At 32.3% G+C, this 15,721-nt stretch carries 13 protein-coding genes and 1 tRNA gene; 3 read left to right on the forward strand and 11 right to left on the reverse strand.

Annotated elements, in window-relative coordinates; all coding sequences use genetic code 11:
- Positions 1-12: 12 nt before the first annotated feature.
- The 3 genes from BM296_RS15980 to BM296_RS15990 all read right to left on the reverse strand — a co-directional run bounded on the left by BM296_RS15980 (position 13) and on the right by BM296_RS15990 (position 5,257).
- On the reverse strand, positions 13-3,351 hold the full coding sequence (locus tag BM296_RS15980; RefSeq protein ID WP_177214970.1) for a TonB-dependent receptor: 3,339 nt from the start codon (positions 3,349-3,351) through the stop codon (positions 13-15).
- Between the two features lie 196 nt (positions 3,352-3,547).
- Positions 3,548-4,582 carry a FecR family protein gene (locus BM296_RS15985; RefSeq protein ID WP_091904454.1) on the reverse strand — a complete coding sequence of 345 codons (1,035 nt, stop codon included), beginning with the start codon at positions 4,580-4,582 and terminating at the stop codon, positions 3,548-3,550.
- A gap of 96 nt (positions 4,583-4,678) precedes the next feature.
- The gene (locus BM296_RS15990) at positions 4,679-5,257 is read right to left on the reverse strand and encodes an RNA polymerase sigma factor (protein WP_091904456.1); all 579 of its coding nucleotides are present in this window, start codon (positions 5,255-5,257) and stop codon (positions 4,679-4,681) included.
- Between the two features lie 424 nt (positions 5,258-5,681).
- On the opposite strand from BM296_RS15990, the gene BM296_RS15995 reads away from it, so the two are divergent.
- Complete coding sequence (locus BM296_RS15995) at positions 5,682-7,373, forward strand: sulfatase family protein (protein ID WP_091904459.1); 1,692 nt, start codon at positions 5,682-5,684, stop codon at positions 7,371-7,373.
- 71 nt (positions 7,374-7,444) lie between these two features.
- Here BM296_RS15995 and BM296_RS16000 read toward each other — a convergent pair whose 3' ends face one another.
- From BM296_RS16000 to BM296_RS16010, 3 genes are all read right to left on the reverse strand, one after another.
- Entirely contained in the window at positions 7,445-8,239 is a 795-nt protein-coding gene (locus BM296_RS16000; RefSeq protein ID WP_091904461.1) for a hypothetical protein, read from the reverse strand.
- A gap of 1 nt (position 8,240) precedes the next feature.
- Positions 8,241-9,635: a tyrosine-type recombinase/integrase gene (locus BM296_RS16005; RefSeq protein WP_091904463.1), complete on the reverse strand. Its 1,395-nt coding sequence runs from the start codon at positions 9,633-9,635 to the stop codon at positions 8,241-8,243.
- Positions 9,636-9,690: 55 nt separating this feature from the next.
- Positions 9,691-9,764, reverse strand: a tRNA-Met gene (locus BM296_RS16010).
- 138 nt (positions 9,765-9,902) lie between these two features.
- Here BM296_RS16010 and BM296_RS16015 point away from each other — a divergent pair.
- Entirely contained in the window at positions 9,903-10,286 is a 384-nt protein-coding gene (locus tag BM296_RS16015; protein WP_027066832.1) for an START-like domain-containing protein, read from the forward strand.
- A gap of 52 nt (positions 10,287-10,338) precedes the next feature.
- Positions 10,339-11,199 carry an aminotransferase class IV gene (locus tag BM296_RS16020; protein ID WP_091904465.1) on the forward strand — a complete coding sequence of 287 codons (861 nt, stop codon included), beginning with the start codon at positions 10,339-10,341 and terminating at the stop codon, positions 11,197-11,199.
- On the opposite strand, the gene BM296_RS16025 is transcribed toward BM296_RS16020, so the two are convergent.
- The 5 genes from BM296_RS16025 to BM296_RS16045 all read right to left on the reverse strand — a co-directional run bounded on the left by BM296_RS16025 (position 11,196) and on the right by BM296_RS16045 (position 15,720).
- The gene (locus BM296_RS16025) at positions 11,196-11,756 is read right to left on the reverse strand and encodes a YqgE/AlgH family protein (protein ID WP_027066834.1); all 561 of its coding nucleotides are present in this window, start codon (positions 11,754-11,756) and stop codon (positions 11,196-11,198) included. The two genes, BM296_RS16020 and BM296_RS16025, sit on opposite strands and share 4 nt — an antisense overlap.
- Before the next feature lie 111 nt (positions 11,757-11,867).
- Entirely contained in the window at positions 11,868-12,140 is a 273-nt protein-coding gene (locus BM296_RS16030; protein ID WP_027066835.1) for an HU family DNA-binding protein, read from the reverse strand.
- Positions 12,141-12,313: 173 nt separating this feature from the next.
- Positions 12,314-13,261 (reverse strand): methionyl-tRNA formyltransferase, encoded by a 948-nt coding sequence (gene fmt / locus BM296_RS16035; protein ID WP_091904467.1) that lies wholly within the window; start codon positions 13,259-13,261, stop codon positions 12,314-12,316.
- 1 nt (position 13,262) lies between these two features.
- Complete coding sequence (locus tag BM296_RS16040; RefSeq protein ID WP_091904469.1) at positions 13,263-15,158, reverse strand: RecQ family ATP-dependent DNA helicase; 1,896 nt, start codon at positions 15,156-15,158, stop codon at positions 13,263-13,265.
- Positions 15,151-15,720 (reverse strand): AAA family ATPase, encoded by a 570-nt coding sequence (locus BM296_RS16045; RefSeq protein WP_177214971.1) that lies wholly within the window; start codon positions 15,718-15,720, stop codon positions 15,151-15,153. Before BM296_RS16045 ends, BM296_RS16040 begins: the two co-directional genes overlap by 8 nt.
- Position 15,721: the final 1 nt, after the last annotated feature.

A 15,721-nucleotide genomic window follows, 5' to 3' on the forward strand; every position in this document is an offset into this window, starting at 1 on the left:
TGTTTTTTGAGTTTAGAAACTGGCAGTTAATCCTAAAAGATATGTTCTTGCCGTTGGGTAACTACTGTAATCTACCCTTACATTACTTGATCCAAGAGAGTTGGATTCTGGGTCAAAGCCACCATAATCTGTTATGGTAAACAAATTCTGCCCTGTTACATAAACACGCATACTATTTAAAAAGTCGATGTTGTCCACAGGAACTTTATAACTCAGTTGAACATTTTTCAGACGAAAGTAAGAGGCATCCTCTACCGTTAAAGTATTAACCTTACTAGCACCATAGGCATTTGGATTTACAGAAGAAGGCCATTTGGCATCTGGGTTCTGAGGTGTCCAACGGTCAATAATTGTTCTTGATTGACGATTTCTTCTGAAATTTGCAGGATATAAGGATTCAATTAAATTTATATTTATTAATTCGGCACCTTCTTGTCCTTGAAAAAATACATCAAGTTGAAAGTTTTTATAGCTAAATGAATTTTGAATACCATAAGTGAAATCAGGAAAAGGACTACCGATTATTGTTTGGTCTGCTGGTGTAATTGCACCGTCTCCATCTCTATCTTCAAAAATAGGGTGACCTGGTTCTGCTATAGGTTGTGCTGAATTTGCAATGTCATCGTCTTCTTGAAAAATTCCTGTTACAACATACCCATAGTAAGAAGCTAACGGGTCACCTTCTCTAATAATCGCTGTATTTCCAACGGCCATTATATTTCCGGTAACAATACTTTCTATTCTACCTAAATCAACAACTTTGTTCTTGATTGCGGCGAAGTTTAGAGAAGTATCCCATTTAAAATCATCCGTGATAACATTGGTGGTATTTATTAAGACCTCAAAACCTTTATTTTGAACTTCACCAACATTGCTTAAAATTGAAGCATAACCAGAAGCTAAGGGTAGGGGTAGATTAAAGAGTAAATCTTTAGTGTTCTTAGAGAAATAATCTAAAGTGGCACTTATTCTTCCGTTAAGCATTGCTGCATCTAAACCAATATTGAATTGTTCCGTGGTTTCCCATTTTAGGTCATCATTGGCTTTCCTAGATGGGATTACACTACCCAGAACAGAATTTCCTAGAACCACATTTGGACCCGATTGAAAAGTTAGTTGAGAGTTGTAATTTCCTATCTCCTGATTACCAGTTAAACCCCAACTAGCTCTTAATTTTAATTGGCTAAATAAATCAGGAATAAATTCTTCCTCATTAAGTTTCCAACCAAAAGCAAATGAAGGAAAGTATCCGAATTTATTATTTTCTCCGAAACGAGATGATCCATCAGCCCGTATAGAACCTGTAAGTAAAAATTTATTGTAAAGATTGTAATTAACTCTACCTAAATAAGATAACAAAGTGTTTTCTTCAGCTCTACTTCCAAGCTGATCTGTATTGGTGTCACCTAACTCTAAATTGTTAGTGCCTATGTCGTCAGAAGGAAAACCACTAATATTTCCATAGAAATTTTTCAAACTAAACTTTTGATAAGTAACCCCTCCTAACACTGTTAGGTTATGATTTTCATTAAAAGCTTTTTGATAGTTCATAGTGTACTCAAAAAGATAGTTTGATCGCTCTAGAACATTAATGTTAGCTATTCCATTTGCTGCACCACCACGTATGGTCTGAGTAGAATTATAAATATCCCTTCTAGAGGTTTGACGGTCAGTACCAAAGTTGAATTTACCTGATAAATTATCGGTAAAATCATAATTTAAATAGGCACTACCAAAAGTTCTGTTAGACTCATTTAAACTAAGAATACCAGTGATAAGAGTTACAGGATTGTTTACTGTTAAGTTTGCAGATTGCGAGAAAGTACCATCAGCATTATAAATTGGCTCGGTAGGGTCATAAAGTAATGATGAATAAATTGGACCTGCATTTTCGTTTGTTTGAATACCGTCAATGTTATTATTATCCTTTATTAAACTAGTATTGAAGTTAAGACCAATTTTTGCTCTTTCCCCAATTTTAGAATCTATATTAATTCTACCGGTATATTTTTTTATACCTGAATTTTTCACAACTCCCTCTTGATCAAAATAATTTACAGAAGCATATACAGATGTTTTTTCATCACCACCTCCAACAGAAATATTATGGCTAGTAATTGGAGCTGAACGGAAAACTTGGTCTTGCCAGAAATTACCATTTCCAATACTTGATATATCTGCTTCAGAGAAAACAGGAGAGTTACCTTGTTCTTGAGATAAGTCGTTTATTGCATTTATATATTGACTAGTATTTAATACATCAATAGTTTTAGCAACAGTCTGTATACCACTATATACATCGTATGTAACTCTCATTTTGCCTGATTTACCTTTTTTGGTTGTAATCATAACAACACCATTAGCTCCTCTAGAACCATAAATAGCTGTTGCCGAAGCATCCTTTAGAATTTCAATTGACTCAATATCTGCAGGGTTTAAGGAGTTCAGTGGGTTATTTGGGCTTTGATTTTCACTTACTTCCGCTGCACCACCAGAAGTTAAATTTGGACTATTATCAATTGGAAAACCATCCACTACATATAAAGGCTCATTACTGGCATTTAAAGAACTAGCTCCTCTTATACGAATTGAAAGACCACCACCTGGAGCAGAACTGGATTGATTTATTTGTACCCCTGCAGCTCTACCTAACATCATTTGATCTACAGATGCATTTGCACCAGGATTTAAATCTTCTGATTTTAAAGAGGAAACAGAACCTGTTAGGTCACTCTTTTTTTGTGTTCCGTAACCAACTACTACTATTTCATCTAAAGCAGCAGCACTTTCTTCTAAGGATACAGTGATAGAATTTTGACCGTTTACGGCTATTTCTTTAGAAGAAAACCCTATATAGCTTACGGATAGTATTGCATCAGCATTACTAATTGTAATTTCAAAATTGCCGTCAAAATCTGTTTGTGTACCGTTGGTCGTACCTTTTTCCAAAATATTTGCTCCTGGAAGAGGTTGACCGCTTTGATCTTGTACTGTACCAGTTACAGTAAAATCTTGTTTATCAATTTTTGATGTAACGGGTTCAGGTGTTATTTCTTTTCCGAAAATGATTACTTGGCGGTCATCTATACGGTAAACTACCCCTTTATCTTTTAGGGCATTATCAAGAATGGTGGTTAGTGTAGCTCCCTTTAAATTCAAGGAGACATATCCACTATTTAAAAGAACTTCGTCGTTGTAAAAAAATATATACTCGCTTTTTTCCTGTATTTCATGAAATAGGTTCGCTAGCGGGACTTTATTTACATTAATGTCAAGTTTTGTTTGTGAATAAGTATTGTTTGCATAAGCAGAACTTAGTCCTATAGCTATGAATAACAAAAATATTCTCATAATTGTGTGTATGGCGTGGGTGAGACTAAATTTGTCCCAACATGGAACACGCCTATTAAAATAATTCATAATATTGTAATTCAGATTAGTTAATATTGCTTTTAATGGTAATGTTAATAATACAGGCCGGGAGATGTTGGCGCATCTTTCGGCTTTTTTGTTTGTTTAATTTAAGTCATAGGCAATTTGATTTTAGTTAGTTTGAGTTGATTATTGTTATTTTTCCATTTTCAGAGCTAAACTCAAAATTGGAAGTTTCTCCTATTAATCCAATTACTTTGCTAACATTCTCTTTTAAATCTAAATTTCCAGAAAATGTTTGTGATGCTAAGTCTTCATTTTCTATTATTATTTGAACATTATAGTAACGTGACAACTTGGTCATGATATGTTTTAGACTATCTTTTTTAAAATTTAGGAAACCATCTCTCCATGAAAAATAATCATTGATGTCGACCGTCTTTGTAGTTGCCTCTTTCGATACGGCATTATAACTAGCAAATGTCCCAGGTTTTATTTTAATTCCTGCTATTTTCTCATCAGAGTAATTGATTTTAACGCTACCAGATTTTAATACAGTAAAACTTAGATTATCATCTTTATAACTGCTAACGTTGAAAACAGTACCTAGTACTTCAACTTCTTGATTGCTAGAGAGAACTTTGAAAGGTTTTTGCGGGTTATGTGAAACCTCAAAAATTCCTTCACCTTCTAAATATACTTCTCTGGTTTTTCCATTGAAGACTGCAGGATATACTAGTTTAGAACCTGAATTAAGCCAAACCATGGAGCCATCAGATAATTTAAGATTGGTTCTTTTTCCAAACGGAACTAAAATAGTATTATAAAGAGCTTTATTATCTTTTATTGATTCTTGATTAACAGTTTTTCCAGAGCCTAATTCAACCTCCTCACCTGTATTAGAATATTGTACTGTTGTATTTTTACCTTCTAAATTAAAGTTGTCACCGCTTCCTAAAATTAATGTAACACCATCAACCTTATTAATATCTACTTCGGTAGAAGTTTCAACAAAATTTTCTATCGATTGCTCTGTTTTTGGTCGAAAGAATAAACTAGCACTAATAAGAAGAACTATAGAAGCAGCAGCCATTAGGATTCTACCATTTCTTTTTGCTCTTTTAGCTTGATTTGCAGATTTTATAATACGAGTTCTTAAATTTTGTTTTTCAAAATTAGAAAGCACGTCGTTAGATTTATTTTTTTTCATAATTCAATCATAAAAAGGAGCGTATTGAATTACGAGTAAAACACCCCTATATATACAGGAGAGTGTATTTATAAAAACATAGACAAGAAAAAAGATTTATTTTAAAGAAAAAAAAAGTAGAGATAGAATGCCACCTCTAAGTATTTTTATGGCACGATATATTATTGTTCTAGCAGAAGAAGTTGATACACTCATAGTTTGCGCAATTTCTTCATACGATTTTTCTTCAGTAAATCGCATATTAAGCACATCTTGCTGGTTTTGGGTAAGTAAAGTCATTGCTCTATTTACCTTTTCTTTGATAAAACATTTGTGTTCAATCTTTATAATTTCTGATTCGTGAGAAGGAGTATTTCGTTTATTCGTTGTAGTAAAATGTATATTCTCAAAGTCATCAACAGTAATAACTTTTAAACTAGTTTTTTTAAGTAAAGTTCTTTTTAAGGATAAGAATAAGTATGATTTAATGTTCGATACATCACCAAGTTTACTATGGTATTTGTATAGGCTTAAAAATAAATCATGAATACCATCCATAACAGTTGTTTTGTCTTTGGTGATACTCATTCCGAAAATAAATAATTCATCTATATAGGAATCATAGAGTTTCCCTAAAGAATCCATATTTCCTTTTTGTAATTCTGCCCAGTACGTTTTCTCGTTACTTCTAGACATGTATTTTTTTTTCGAGGGTTGGTTTGTTTAAATTGAATTAGTTGTTTATCAATCTAGAAAAATATTAGTTCATAATAATATGTGATTGTAATTTAATTATTCTCAATTACAAGTTTAAATATTATCATTTAAACAACAAATGTATTAAAATATTAATATATTCCTAAAATTTCATTTTAAATTTTAAATTGAATTAAAGTTTTTTCCTACGTGAGTGGCTCTAAATATCTCATTTTTAGCTAAATAAAATTTAAAATAATTGGTTGTCGAATTCTACAATTCAACACTATTAAATCATTGATTTTTTAAAAAAGAATATTTTTTTGTCTACATACTTTAGAATAATCACTCTAGTTATTAGATAGCTGAATTTACGAAGTCGGTTATTCTTAAATTATTGTAAAACAAAAGAATTGAACTATCAATGAAAAAACTACAAATTATTTCGGTTTTAATAACCTGTTATTCAATGCTGATTGGTTGTGAACAACCAGTACCAGAGATAAATAAGAGACCTAATATAGTTTTCATTATGTCTGATGATCACGCTTATCAAGCTATTTCTGCATATGATACAAGTTTGATTAACACACCTAATATTGATAGAATAGCTAAAATGGGTATGTTATTTACCAATGCAAGTGTAACAAATTCTATTTGTGCACCTTCAAGGGCCACCTTATTGACTGGGAAACATTCCCATGTTAATGGAAAAGTAGATAATGTTTCACCATTTGATACCACTAATGTAACCTTTCCTCAATTGTTACAGAAAGCAGGATATCAGACTGCTATGTTTGGTAAACTTCATTTTGGAAATAGTCCAAAAGGATTTGATCAATTTAAAATATTACCTGGTCAAGGGTCTTATTACAATCCTGATTTTATAACTAAGAATGAAGGTGAAATAAACGTTTCAGGATACGTAACTGATATAGTCACTGATATGACAATTGACTGGCTAGAATCTGAAAGAAAAAAAGATGACCCATTTATGCTTATGTATCTTCATAAGGCACCTCACCGCTCATGGCTTATGGCTGAAAGACATATGGACGAGTTTACACAGAAAGAGTTTAGAGAGCCAGCTACCTTATTCGATGATCATGAGGGCATGCCAGCAGCTAAAGTTGCTCAAATGAATATACATGGAGATATGGGCTGGGCTGCTGACAGCAAATTGTATCCAGAAGTCATGGATGAAATGGGATTGGAAGAACAGATAGGGTATGATAAGTTGAGATTTGAGATGGGAGTTGGAAGGTTGAATGAAGTACAGAGGGCAAATTTTGATAAGGCTTATAGACGAGTAGCGGAAGATTTTAAAAAGAATTATCCAAAAATGACGGATAAAGATTTAGCAAAATGGCGCTACCAAAGATATATGCAAGATTATTTAGGAACTATAAAATCAGTAGATGAAAATGTAGGAAGGGTGTTAGATTATTTAGAGGCAAATGATTTAATGGACAATACAATTATTGTATATACCTCTGATCAAGGCTTTTATTTAGGTGAACACGGTTGGTTTGATAAGCGTTTCGTTTATGATGAAAGTTTAAAAACTCCACTTTTAGTATCATGGCCAGACAGAATTAAAGCTGGTAGCGTTTCTAATGAGCTTGTTCAAAATTTAGATTTTGCTCAAACTTTTTTGTATGCTGCTGGTGTTGAACAACCTAATGATATGCAGGGAGAAAGTTTAATACCTGTTTTTACCAACGAATTAAGTGATTGGGATAGAGAAGCTGTTTATTATCATTATTATGAACATCCTTCAGAGCACAATGTAAATAGACATTATGCTGCAATTACCAAAGACTATAAATTAATACATCATTATTTTGATTTAGATTACTGGGAGTTGATAGACAGGAACAAAGATCCATTGGAACAACATAATTACTATGAGGATCCTGCTTATAAGGAGATTAGAGAAGAGTTACATCAAAAGTTAGATGCTTTACGCGAATTGTATGGGGATAGTGAAGAAATAAGTCAAAAATATATTGATGACTTTATGCCTCTTGCAAAAGAAGGAAAAGTATTTGGTGTAGAAAAACATATTCTTGATCCTATTATTGACAAATGGGAAAATTCAAATAAATCTAATTGACGAATCAAAGATTATCGTCAATTATAAATAAAAAACGGGATGATATATTTCATCCCGTTTTTTATTTTTTCTTACTTATTTTCACTAAAAACGTGTTTCATTAAATACGCATCCATTTCTTCCTCGGTGGGTATTTTGTTTTTAAAAGCCTTGCTATTTACAGATAGATTGGGTTTTTCAATATTGGTATTATCGATGGTTGGAGATTGAAAAGTTTTGTTTTTTTCAAACTGATACTCATCATTCAATGCCAAAATGATTTTAAGCTCACCTTCAAATTGAATGATTTCTTTAAATATGGCTACATCATCTTTGATTTTTAAATCAAAGTGATTGGAATTACCCAATAAAAATTCATCTAAACCATTAGGGTGTTCATTTATAGCTCTTTGCTTTAATGCATCACGTTTCACATAATACAGCTCTAGCTTTGGGGTATTCTCTAATTTTGGTATGCCATTAGCGTTTTCTACCATGTGAACAAAATCAAAATTGGGAGAGGTTTTATTATTAATAATACTCACGTAAAGGACTCTACCAACCATTTTGGCTTCTTTTTTCTTTAAGCCAATAATTTGGTTATTGAATTGATGGAAAAAATTGATGAAGACATTATTTATATATTCTTGATAGGTATGTATTAAAAACTTGTAATATGTATCCAATAATTCTTTTGAAGACTCTAATCTAACTTTGAAATTATTAGCATCCAATAAGTTAATAGGAGTGTTAGATGGCAGATTAAGTACCCTAGTTGTAACGAATAGTTTTTTAGTTTTAAAATGTTTTAATCTCTGTTCGGCTGATAACTCATTAAGTTTCTCACCTTTTAAACAACCAAAATAATTCATATTCCTTTTAGCCATTTTATACTTTGTTTATTATTGATGGTTGTAGAAATTCAGAATAATCTTCTGGTAGTTCGGCATCAATATCACGTAGATATTTTTCAAGTGAGGTTAATGTAGAATGTCCAGTAATACCTAATAAGGTACTTTTGGTTTCGCTAGGATTAAGTTCCTTTCTCATTTCTCTATATAATTTTGTTATATAGGTATGTCTGTAGCTATAAAGTCCATATTCAACACCTAAATTGAAATTATCCTTCACTTTTTTAAATCTTTTTGAATAATAGTTTCTCTTATCACGTTCAGGAACATCCCATTCTCCGCCAATTTCATATGGAGTGAATAAAGAATGTTCAGGATTGGCATTTGAGAGGTCTGGTAACAAATTCAATAAAATCTCTGGAATGATTTTAATCTTAACTTTTTTATTTTTTGCCTTTACATAAATCTTTCTATCAGCAATATCGATATCCTTAATTTTTAACCTGCACACTTCAATAGGTCGCAAGAAACACAGTGAGATGAATTGAACAAAGGATAGTAATAGTTTGTCATGTTCCTCCATATAAGTCTGTAAATCGGACTCTTGTTTTGGAGTAAAAGTTTTATTTCTTGTTGGTTTAGTTGATAGCGGTTTTATCTTAGGGATAAAATTGTCATCTATGATTTCATTATCCTCCAATGTTGTGAAAATAGCACTTAAGCTTGTTCTTGCATTATTTCGTGTTCTAGGCGAAGTTCGTGCTAATACCGAATTAAGATATTGAACTACAGTTTTCTTTGTTATTGCTTTAATATCATTGATTTCATTTTCCTCCAACCATTTTTGAAATTGTTTAAGTGGACCATGATAACCTGAATATGAGTTTGGACTTAAAGATTGTTTTTTGATTTTTAAGGCAAAATCGAATGCTTCTTGAATAGTAGTGTATGGTTCTTCTATTATTGGAGAAGCAAGTGGGGCAGGAGTAGCCTTTTTTATGACTTTAGTGGGTGGTATAACTTTTTTAGGGATAGTTTCAGTATCTGTTTTATCTGCGGCGTTAGACGGGCTTAATTTAGATATTAGGTTTGCATTATCTGCATTTGGTACATAACCACCCTCTAAACGTTTGATTAAGGCTCTTTTGATAGCGTTCATGAATAATAAACGCTCACGTTTAGTTTTAAAACGATTCACTCCAGCTTTTATAGGAGTTTGTCTAACTAATTTTTTGGTTTCGGGATTTCGATAGGAGAAATATACATACCAATCTTTAGCGAGAGCATCTTTTTTTTGCTTGCTAGATAGCTTGGACCAACCTTTAATGGGGACACCACCAGTATAGAATTTAGGTTCGGAATAGTTCAGTTTCATGTTCAAACCGTATACGTTATCGTATACGGTAGATAAAAGTATGAAATTTAAGGACATAAAAAAACGGCTTGTGCGCACACAAACCGTTGATTTTATTGGTCTTGACCTATTGTAGCGAGAGGGGGGCACGATCCCCCGACCTCCGGGTTATGAATCCGACGCTCTAACCAACTGAGCTACCTCGCCATATTATTTTTAAACGGCTGCAAATATAGTGGTAATTTATTTGTTCTTCAACAAAACTTGATGAAAAAAATAATACTGATCATTTATTTTTTTATCATTTAGAAATATATATATTGCCCGTAATTAAGTAGCATGCACATGAGCGATAAAATAAAATTTGAAATAGAGTTTGTAATTCAGTCTTCACCACAAATGTTGTATCAATATTTGGCAACCCCATCTGGACTGTCAGAATGGTTTGCGGATAATGTTAATTCTAGAGGTGAAATGTTTACATTTATTTGGGACGGAGCTGAAGAAGAAGCTAAATTATTAAAAAGGAAAACGGATGAATTTGTACGTTTTGCTTGGGAAGAAGCTGATGATGACAGCTTCTTTGAGATGAAGATAATTGTTGATGAAATAACTAAAGATGTTTCATTATTTATAACGGACTTTGCTGAAGATGACGAAATAGATGAGTCTAAAATGCTTTGGACCAACCAAGTGTCAGATTTAAAACAGGTTTTGGGTTCGTCCTAGAAATATCCTTATTTACAGTATCTTTGAGCCTTAATTTTTTAAGGCTTTTTTTATGTTCAATTTTAATGGTGAACTTCTTCATAAGAATACTGATTTTTTAAATGAAAATAATAGGGGATTACAGTTAGGTGATGCAGTTTTTGAAGAATTACGTGTTATTAACGGTGATGTTATATTTTTAGAAGATCATTATCTAAGATTAATGTCTTCTATGAGAATTCTAAGAATGGAAATTCCAATGAATTTCACAATGGAATTTATGGAAGAAGAAATTTTGAAATTAATCTCTGAAGATGGATTAAGAGAAACCAAGCAAATAAAATTCACTGTATATAGAAATACTAGCGATAATAATTTCTCGAAATCCGATAATAGTATTTCCTATTTCATCACCAGTACCACGTTAATTAATCCTTTTTTTGTTTTAGATGATAAAGCGTACGAAGTAGAGTTATTTAAAGATTTCTATAAAAACTCTAGCATGCTTTCTAATTTAGATACAAATAATAAAATTCTAAACGTAGTAGGATCAATCTACGCCCAAGAAAATGATTATCAAGACTGTTTGTTGCTTAATGAAAGAAAACAAGTTATAGAGGCTCTAAATGGCAATGTTTTTATTGTAAAAGGTAATCAGGTAAAAACTCCGCCAATAACTGATGGTTGTGTAAATAGTGTCATCAGGAAAAAAATAATAGATATTGTTTCAAAATTAAATGAAGTAGAATTTCTTGAAGAAAGTTTATCTCCATTTGAACTTCAAAAAGCAGATGAATTATTTATTGCCAATAATGTCAACGGCTTAGTTTCTATTACGAAATATAGAAAAAAGGATTTTGTGAATACAACTGCTAAAAGTTTAATTGGTAAGTTGAATGCAGCGGCTAGAATGTCCGTAAGTAAAAGCGTTTAGTTTAAGCTAGGGTTTTCAGGCGCATTGGACCATAGTAAATAGTTTCCTCCTAATTGAATCATATTTTCTTTCCAAATAGCTTGTGCCGCTTTTTGGATGATTCTACTTTCGTGCTCATTTTCTACAACAATCCATGATTTTGATGTAAGCTCTTCATCTAATTGAAACGATGACCAGCCAGAGTAACCTAAGAAAAAACGTATGTCATCTTCAGAAATAATTTCCTTATTAATAAGCTCTACGGTAGTTTCAAAATTACCGCCCCAATAGATACCATCAGAAATTTCGACGCTATTATCAATTAAGTGTGGTACTTTATGTATAAAATATAAGTTGTCTTGCTCTACAGGACCGCCATTATATACTTGAAAAGGAATTTCAATTTCAGTTACCAACTCGTTTATTTGATATTCTAATGGCTTATTTAAAATAAAACCTACAGAGCCTTCATTGCTATGTTCAGCCAACAATACAACAGATCTATTAAAAGAAACATCTCCTGTTAACGAAGGTTCGGCAATGAGTAATTTTCCTTTAGTTGGCTTTAAAGCAATCATAACTAGTTTAAGTATATATACCTAATGTAAGACAAATCCTCTTAATTGCAAAAACATAGAAATAAAAAAAGCGCCAATAAAGGCGCTTTTAATAAATTTATCAGTGTAAAATTAGTTTACAGCTTTGCCTAAATCAGCACCTGCTTTAAACTTTACTACATTTTTAGCAGCGATTTGGATAGTTTTTCCAGTTGATGGATTTCTACCTTCTCTTGCATTTCTTTTAGACACGGACCAAGAACCGAAACCTACTAAAGAAATTCTATCTCCTTTTTTAAGAGAATTTTCAACATTTCCCAAGAAAGATTCCAATGACTTTTTAGCCGCAGCTTTTGTGATGCCAGCGTCTGCTGCCATTGCATCGATCAATTCTGTTTTGTTCATAATGTGATAATTAATTGTGATTAAATAATTTATACCTACTAACAAATTTATATGGATTTCTGAGCAACACAAGTAAAATGGGGGGAAATCCCTTATTTTGTTGATAACTCAGCGTGTTTGTTGATAAAGTAGGTTTTTTTTTACGTTTCTCGCAGCCCAACAACCACGGGGTCTCACCCCATTTTAGCGTTTTTTTCCAAATTTAGACCATTAAGAACGTCTCTAACCTGCATTCTTTTTTTTCCTTGAAGTTGAATTTCCTCTAGGTTTATATAGCCTTTATGCACTGCAACTTTCATTTCTTTTTTATTAAAAACAAGTTCACCCGCTGGTAAGTTATGTTCTTCTTCTTGCATGCTTGCTTTGTAGATTTTTGTAATTACTGTTTGATCTGCATTGTTCAACGTTGTCCAAGCGGCTGGGTATGGACTTAAACCTCTAATAAAATTATAGATTTTGTCTATTGGCATACTCCAATCTATTTCACATGTTTCTTTAAATATTTTGTGCGCATCCTTTAAATTGTCAGAATCTGATTGTTTTGTAGTTTCAAAATTACCCTCTTTAATACGTTCTACTGTTTTAACCACAGTTTCTGCACCTAAGAGCATTAACCTATCATGTAAATCTTCTACATTATCAGTATGATTAATAGGTGCTTCATCTTGCATAATTATGGCACCCGTATCTATTTTTTCGTCTATAAAGAATGTTGTAACTCCAGTTTTTGTCTCACCATTAATTATTGCCCAATTAATAGGAGCTGCACCACGATACTGCGGTAATAATGAAGCGTGTAAATTAAATGTGCCGTATTGGGGCATGTTCCAAACTACTTTTGGTAACATTCTAAATGCTACTACTATTTGTAAATTGGCGTTTAAAGATTTTAAAGTCTCTAGAAAATCCTCATCTTTTAAGTTGGTAGGTTGTAAAACTGTAAGATTATTTTCTACAGCATACTTTTTTACAGCAGACTCATTAAGTTTTCTACCTCTACCTGCAGGTCTATCTGGTGCGGTAATTACACCAACTATATTATATTCCTTTTTTACAAGCATATCTAAAATGCCTACTGCAAAATCCGGAGTTCCCATAAATACAATTTTCAATGCTTCCATATTATAATAGTTGGTATTCGTTTATAGCGTTTAATGTTATGTAATTTTCTTCTAAGAGTTCTTGCAGTGCAGTAATTACTATTTTTTGACTGGTGTTTAGGAGCGCTTGAAGTTCTTTTGAACTTGCTTTTTTTTCTTTTAAGATTTGAAGGATTTTTATTTTGCTGTGAACAATGTCAGTATTACCAAGCTTTTGGTTGATACATACATCACAAATACCACATTCTTTTTCTTGTACTTCTCCAAAGTAATGTAATAGCTGAATACTTCTGCATGTAGTATTGTTTTCTATGTAACTCAACATTGTAGAAACTTTCTCGACTTTAAGTTGATTTTGTTCATCAATATTTCTTGCGAACATATTTATTGTTCTATCGTCATCTCTTGGTACTAAGAATAAAAGTTCTAAATCACTTGAAACACTATTATATTCTATAATTTCATCTTTTGCTAGTTGTTCAAAATTATGATGAATTATTGATTCTGATAGAGATGTTTTTTTAGCTAATAGGTAAGTGTTAATTGGAGTATCAAATTCAAAGAGGCCACCATAGGTGCGCAATATCACTTTTATAAAGTCTGCTAATTTAGAATTTTGGTCAATATACCTGTAGAGGGAATCTTTATCGGAAATAAATTTTATAGTTATTTTTTTTGAAAAATTTTCTGAAAGAGAAATGACCGAGTTTCTATCTAAGAGTTGTAATGCATTATAGGTCAAAAAAGTATTCAACTTGTAAATACTGCAGAATTCATTGAAATTAAGATGAAATTTTACTTCTGTAAATTCTCCATATCCAATCTGAAAAAATGTATTTAGTTTTCTGTAAATCATTTTTACATAGGCAACATCCGGTAAAATTTCTATAAATTGTTTCTTAACCAAAACCTTGTCTGTGGTATTGGTTAATAATATGGCTTTTGCCAATGCACCGTTTCTACCAGCTCTGCCTGCCTCTTGAAAATAATTTTCTAAACTATCTGGTATTTGATAATGAACTACCAATTCAACATCTGGTTTGTCTATACCCATACCAAAAGCATTGGTGGCAACCATTACTTTTACTTTATCCTCTAGCCATAGATTTAGGCGTTCCGTTTTCATTTTTTGATCAACACCTCCATGGTAGAAAGTTGACTTCACATTATTCTTAACTAAAAATCCTGATAATTCTTCAGCTTTTCTTCTGCTTCTAACATAGACAATAGCGCTATGTTTTATTTGCTGACAATACTTCTTTAAATGACCATTTTTATCTTCGGTAAGTAATACTGCAAAACCAATATTTTTTCTAAAAAATGAATCCTTAATTATTAAAGGATAATTAAGGTCTAATGATGTAATAATGTCTTCACTAACTCTTTTGGTTGCTGTAGCGGTCAATGCCACAACTGGCGGAGTAGGGTGTAATTCTCTTAATATGGCACAACTTAAATATGCAGGTCTAAAATCGTGACCCCATTGAGAAATACAATGTGCTTCGTCTATAACGAACATAGAAACGTTCATAGCCTTTATGCGTTCTTGAACTAATTCTTGTTGCAGACGTTCTGGAGATAAATAGAGAAATTTATAATTGCCATAAATGCAATTGTCCAATAACTTGTCTACTTCGTTAAATTTAAGTCCGCCTTTTAGACCTATGGCTTTAATGCCAAGTTTTTGAAGGTTGTCTACTTGGTTTTCAATTAGCGCTACTAGGGGAGATATAACAATACAAATACCATCTTTTAGTAAAGCGGGTACTTGAAAACATATAGATTTACCGCCGCCAGTGGGCAATAAACCTAGTACATCTTGACCATTGGATATGGCATTGATGATTTCTTCTTGAGAGCCTCTAAAACTGTCAAAGCCCCAATATTTAAATAAAATTTCGTTTGGTGTGTTATTCACCCGTTTTGTTTATAAAATCTACTACAAATTGCATGCGGTTTTCTATAGTGCCAAATGGAACTTCTATAGGGGAATATCCAAGATCTATGTATGTTTTTTCAAGGGCATCATGTATTCCGCAAGCTTGTTCAAAATTTTCCATTCGTTCATTATCCTGTACATAAATCTCTTTCCAAGGTGGTAAGATCAACACTTCATCATATCTATGTTCAACACATAATTCAGTGTACCGCTGCTCCTTAGGCTGGCCAAAATAATCCATATAGGCTATTACATCTGGTAACCCACGGTCATAGAATAAATGATCTTTATCTATGTTTTGACCATTAATGAAATGTTGTAAACGAGCATTGATTAATTCATCATTGAAACTTTTTGCATCCTTGACAAAGTCAATAGGGTTTACTAATTGATCATCTAATGCAACATCGCCTAATGCATCTAATGTCATTGTTCGTATTACTTCATGAAAACAATAGTATCCATTTTCTTCAAGTGATGATATTAATACTGTTTTACCGGTTCCTGGACCTCCTGTGACAACAACTCTTTTACTTTTCAAA

The organism is Maribacter stanieri (assembly GCF_900112245.1).
Classification (GTDB): Bacteria; Bacteroidota; Bacteroidia; order Flavobacteriales; family Flavobacteriaceae; genus Maribacter; species Maribacter stanieri.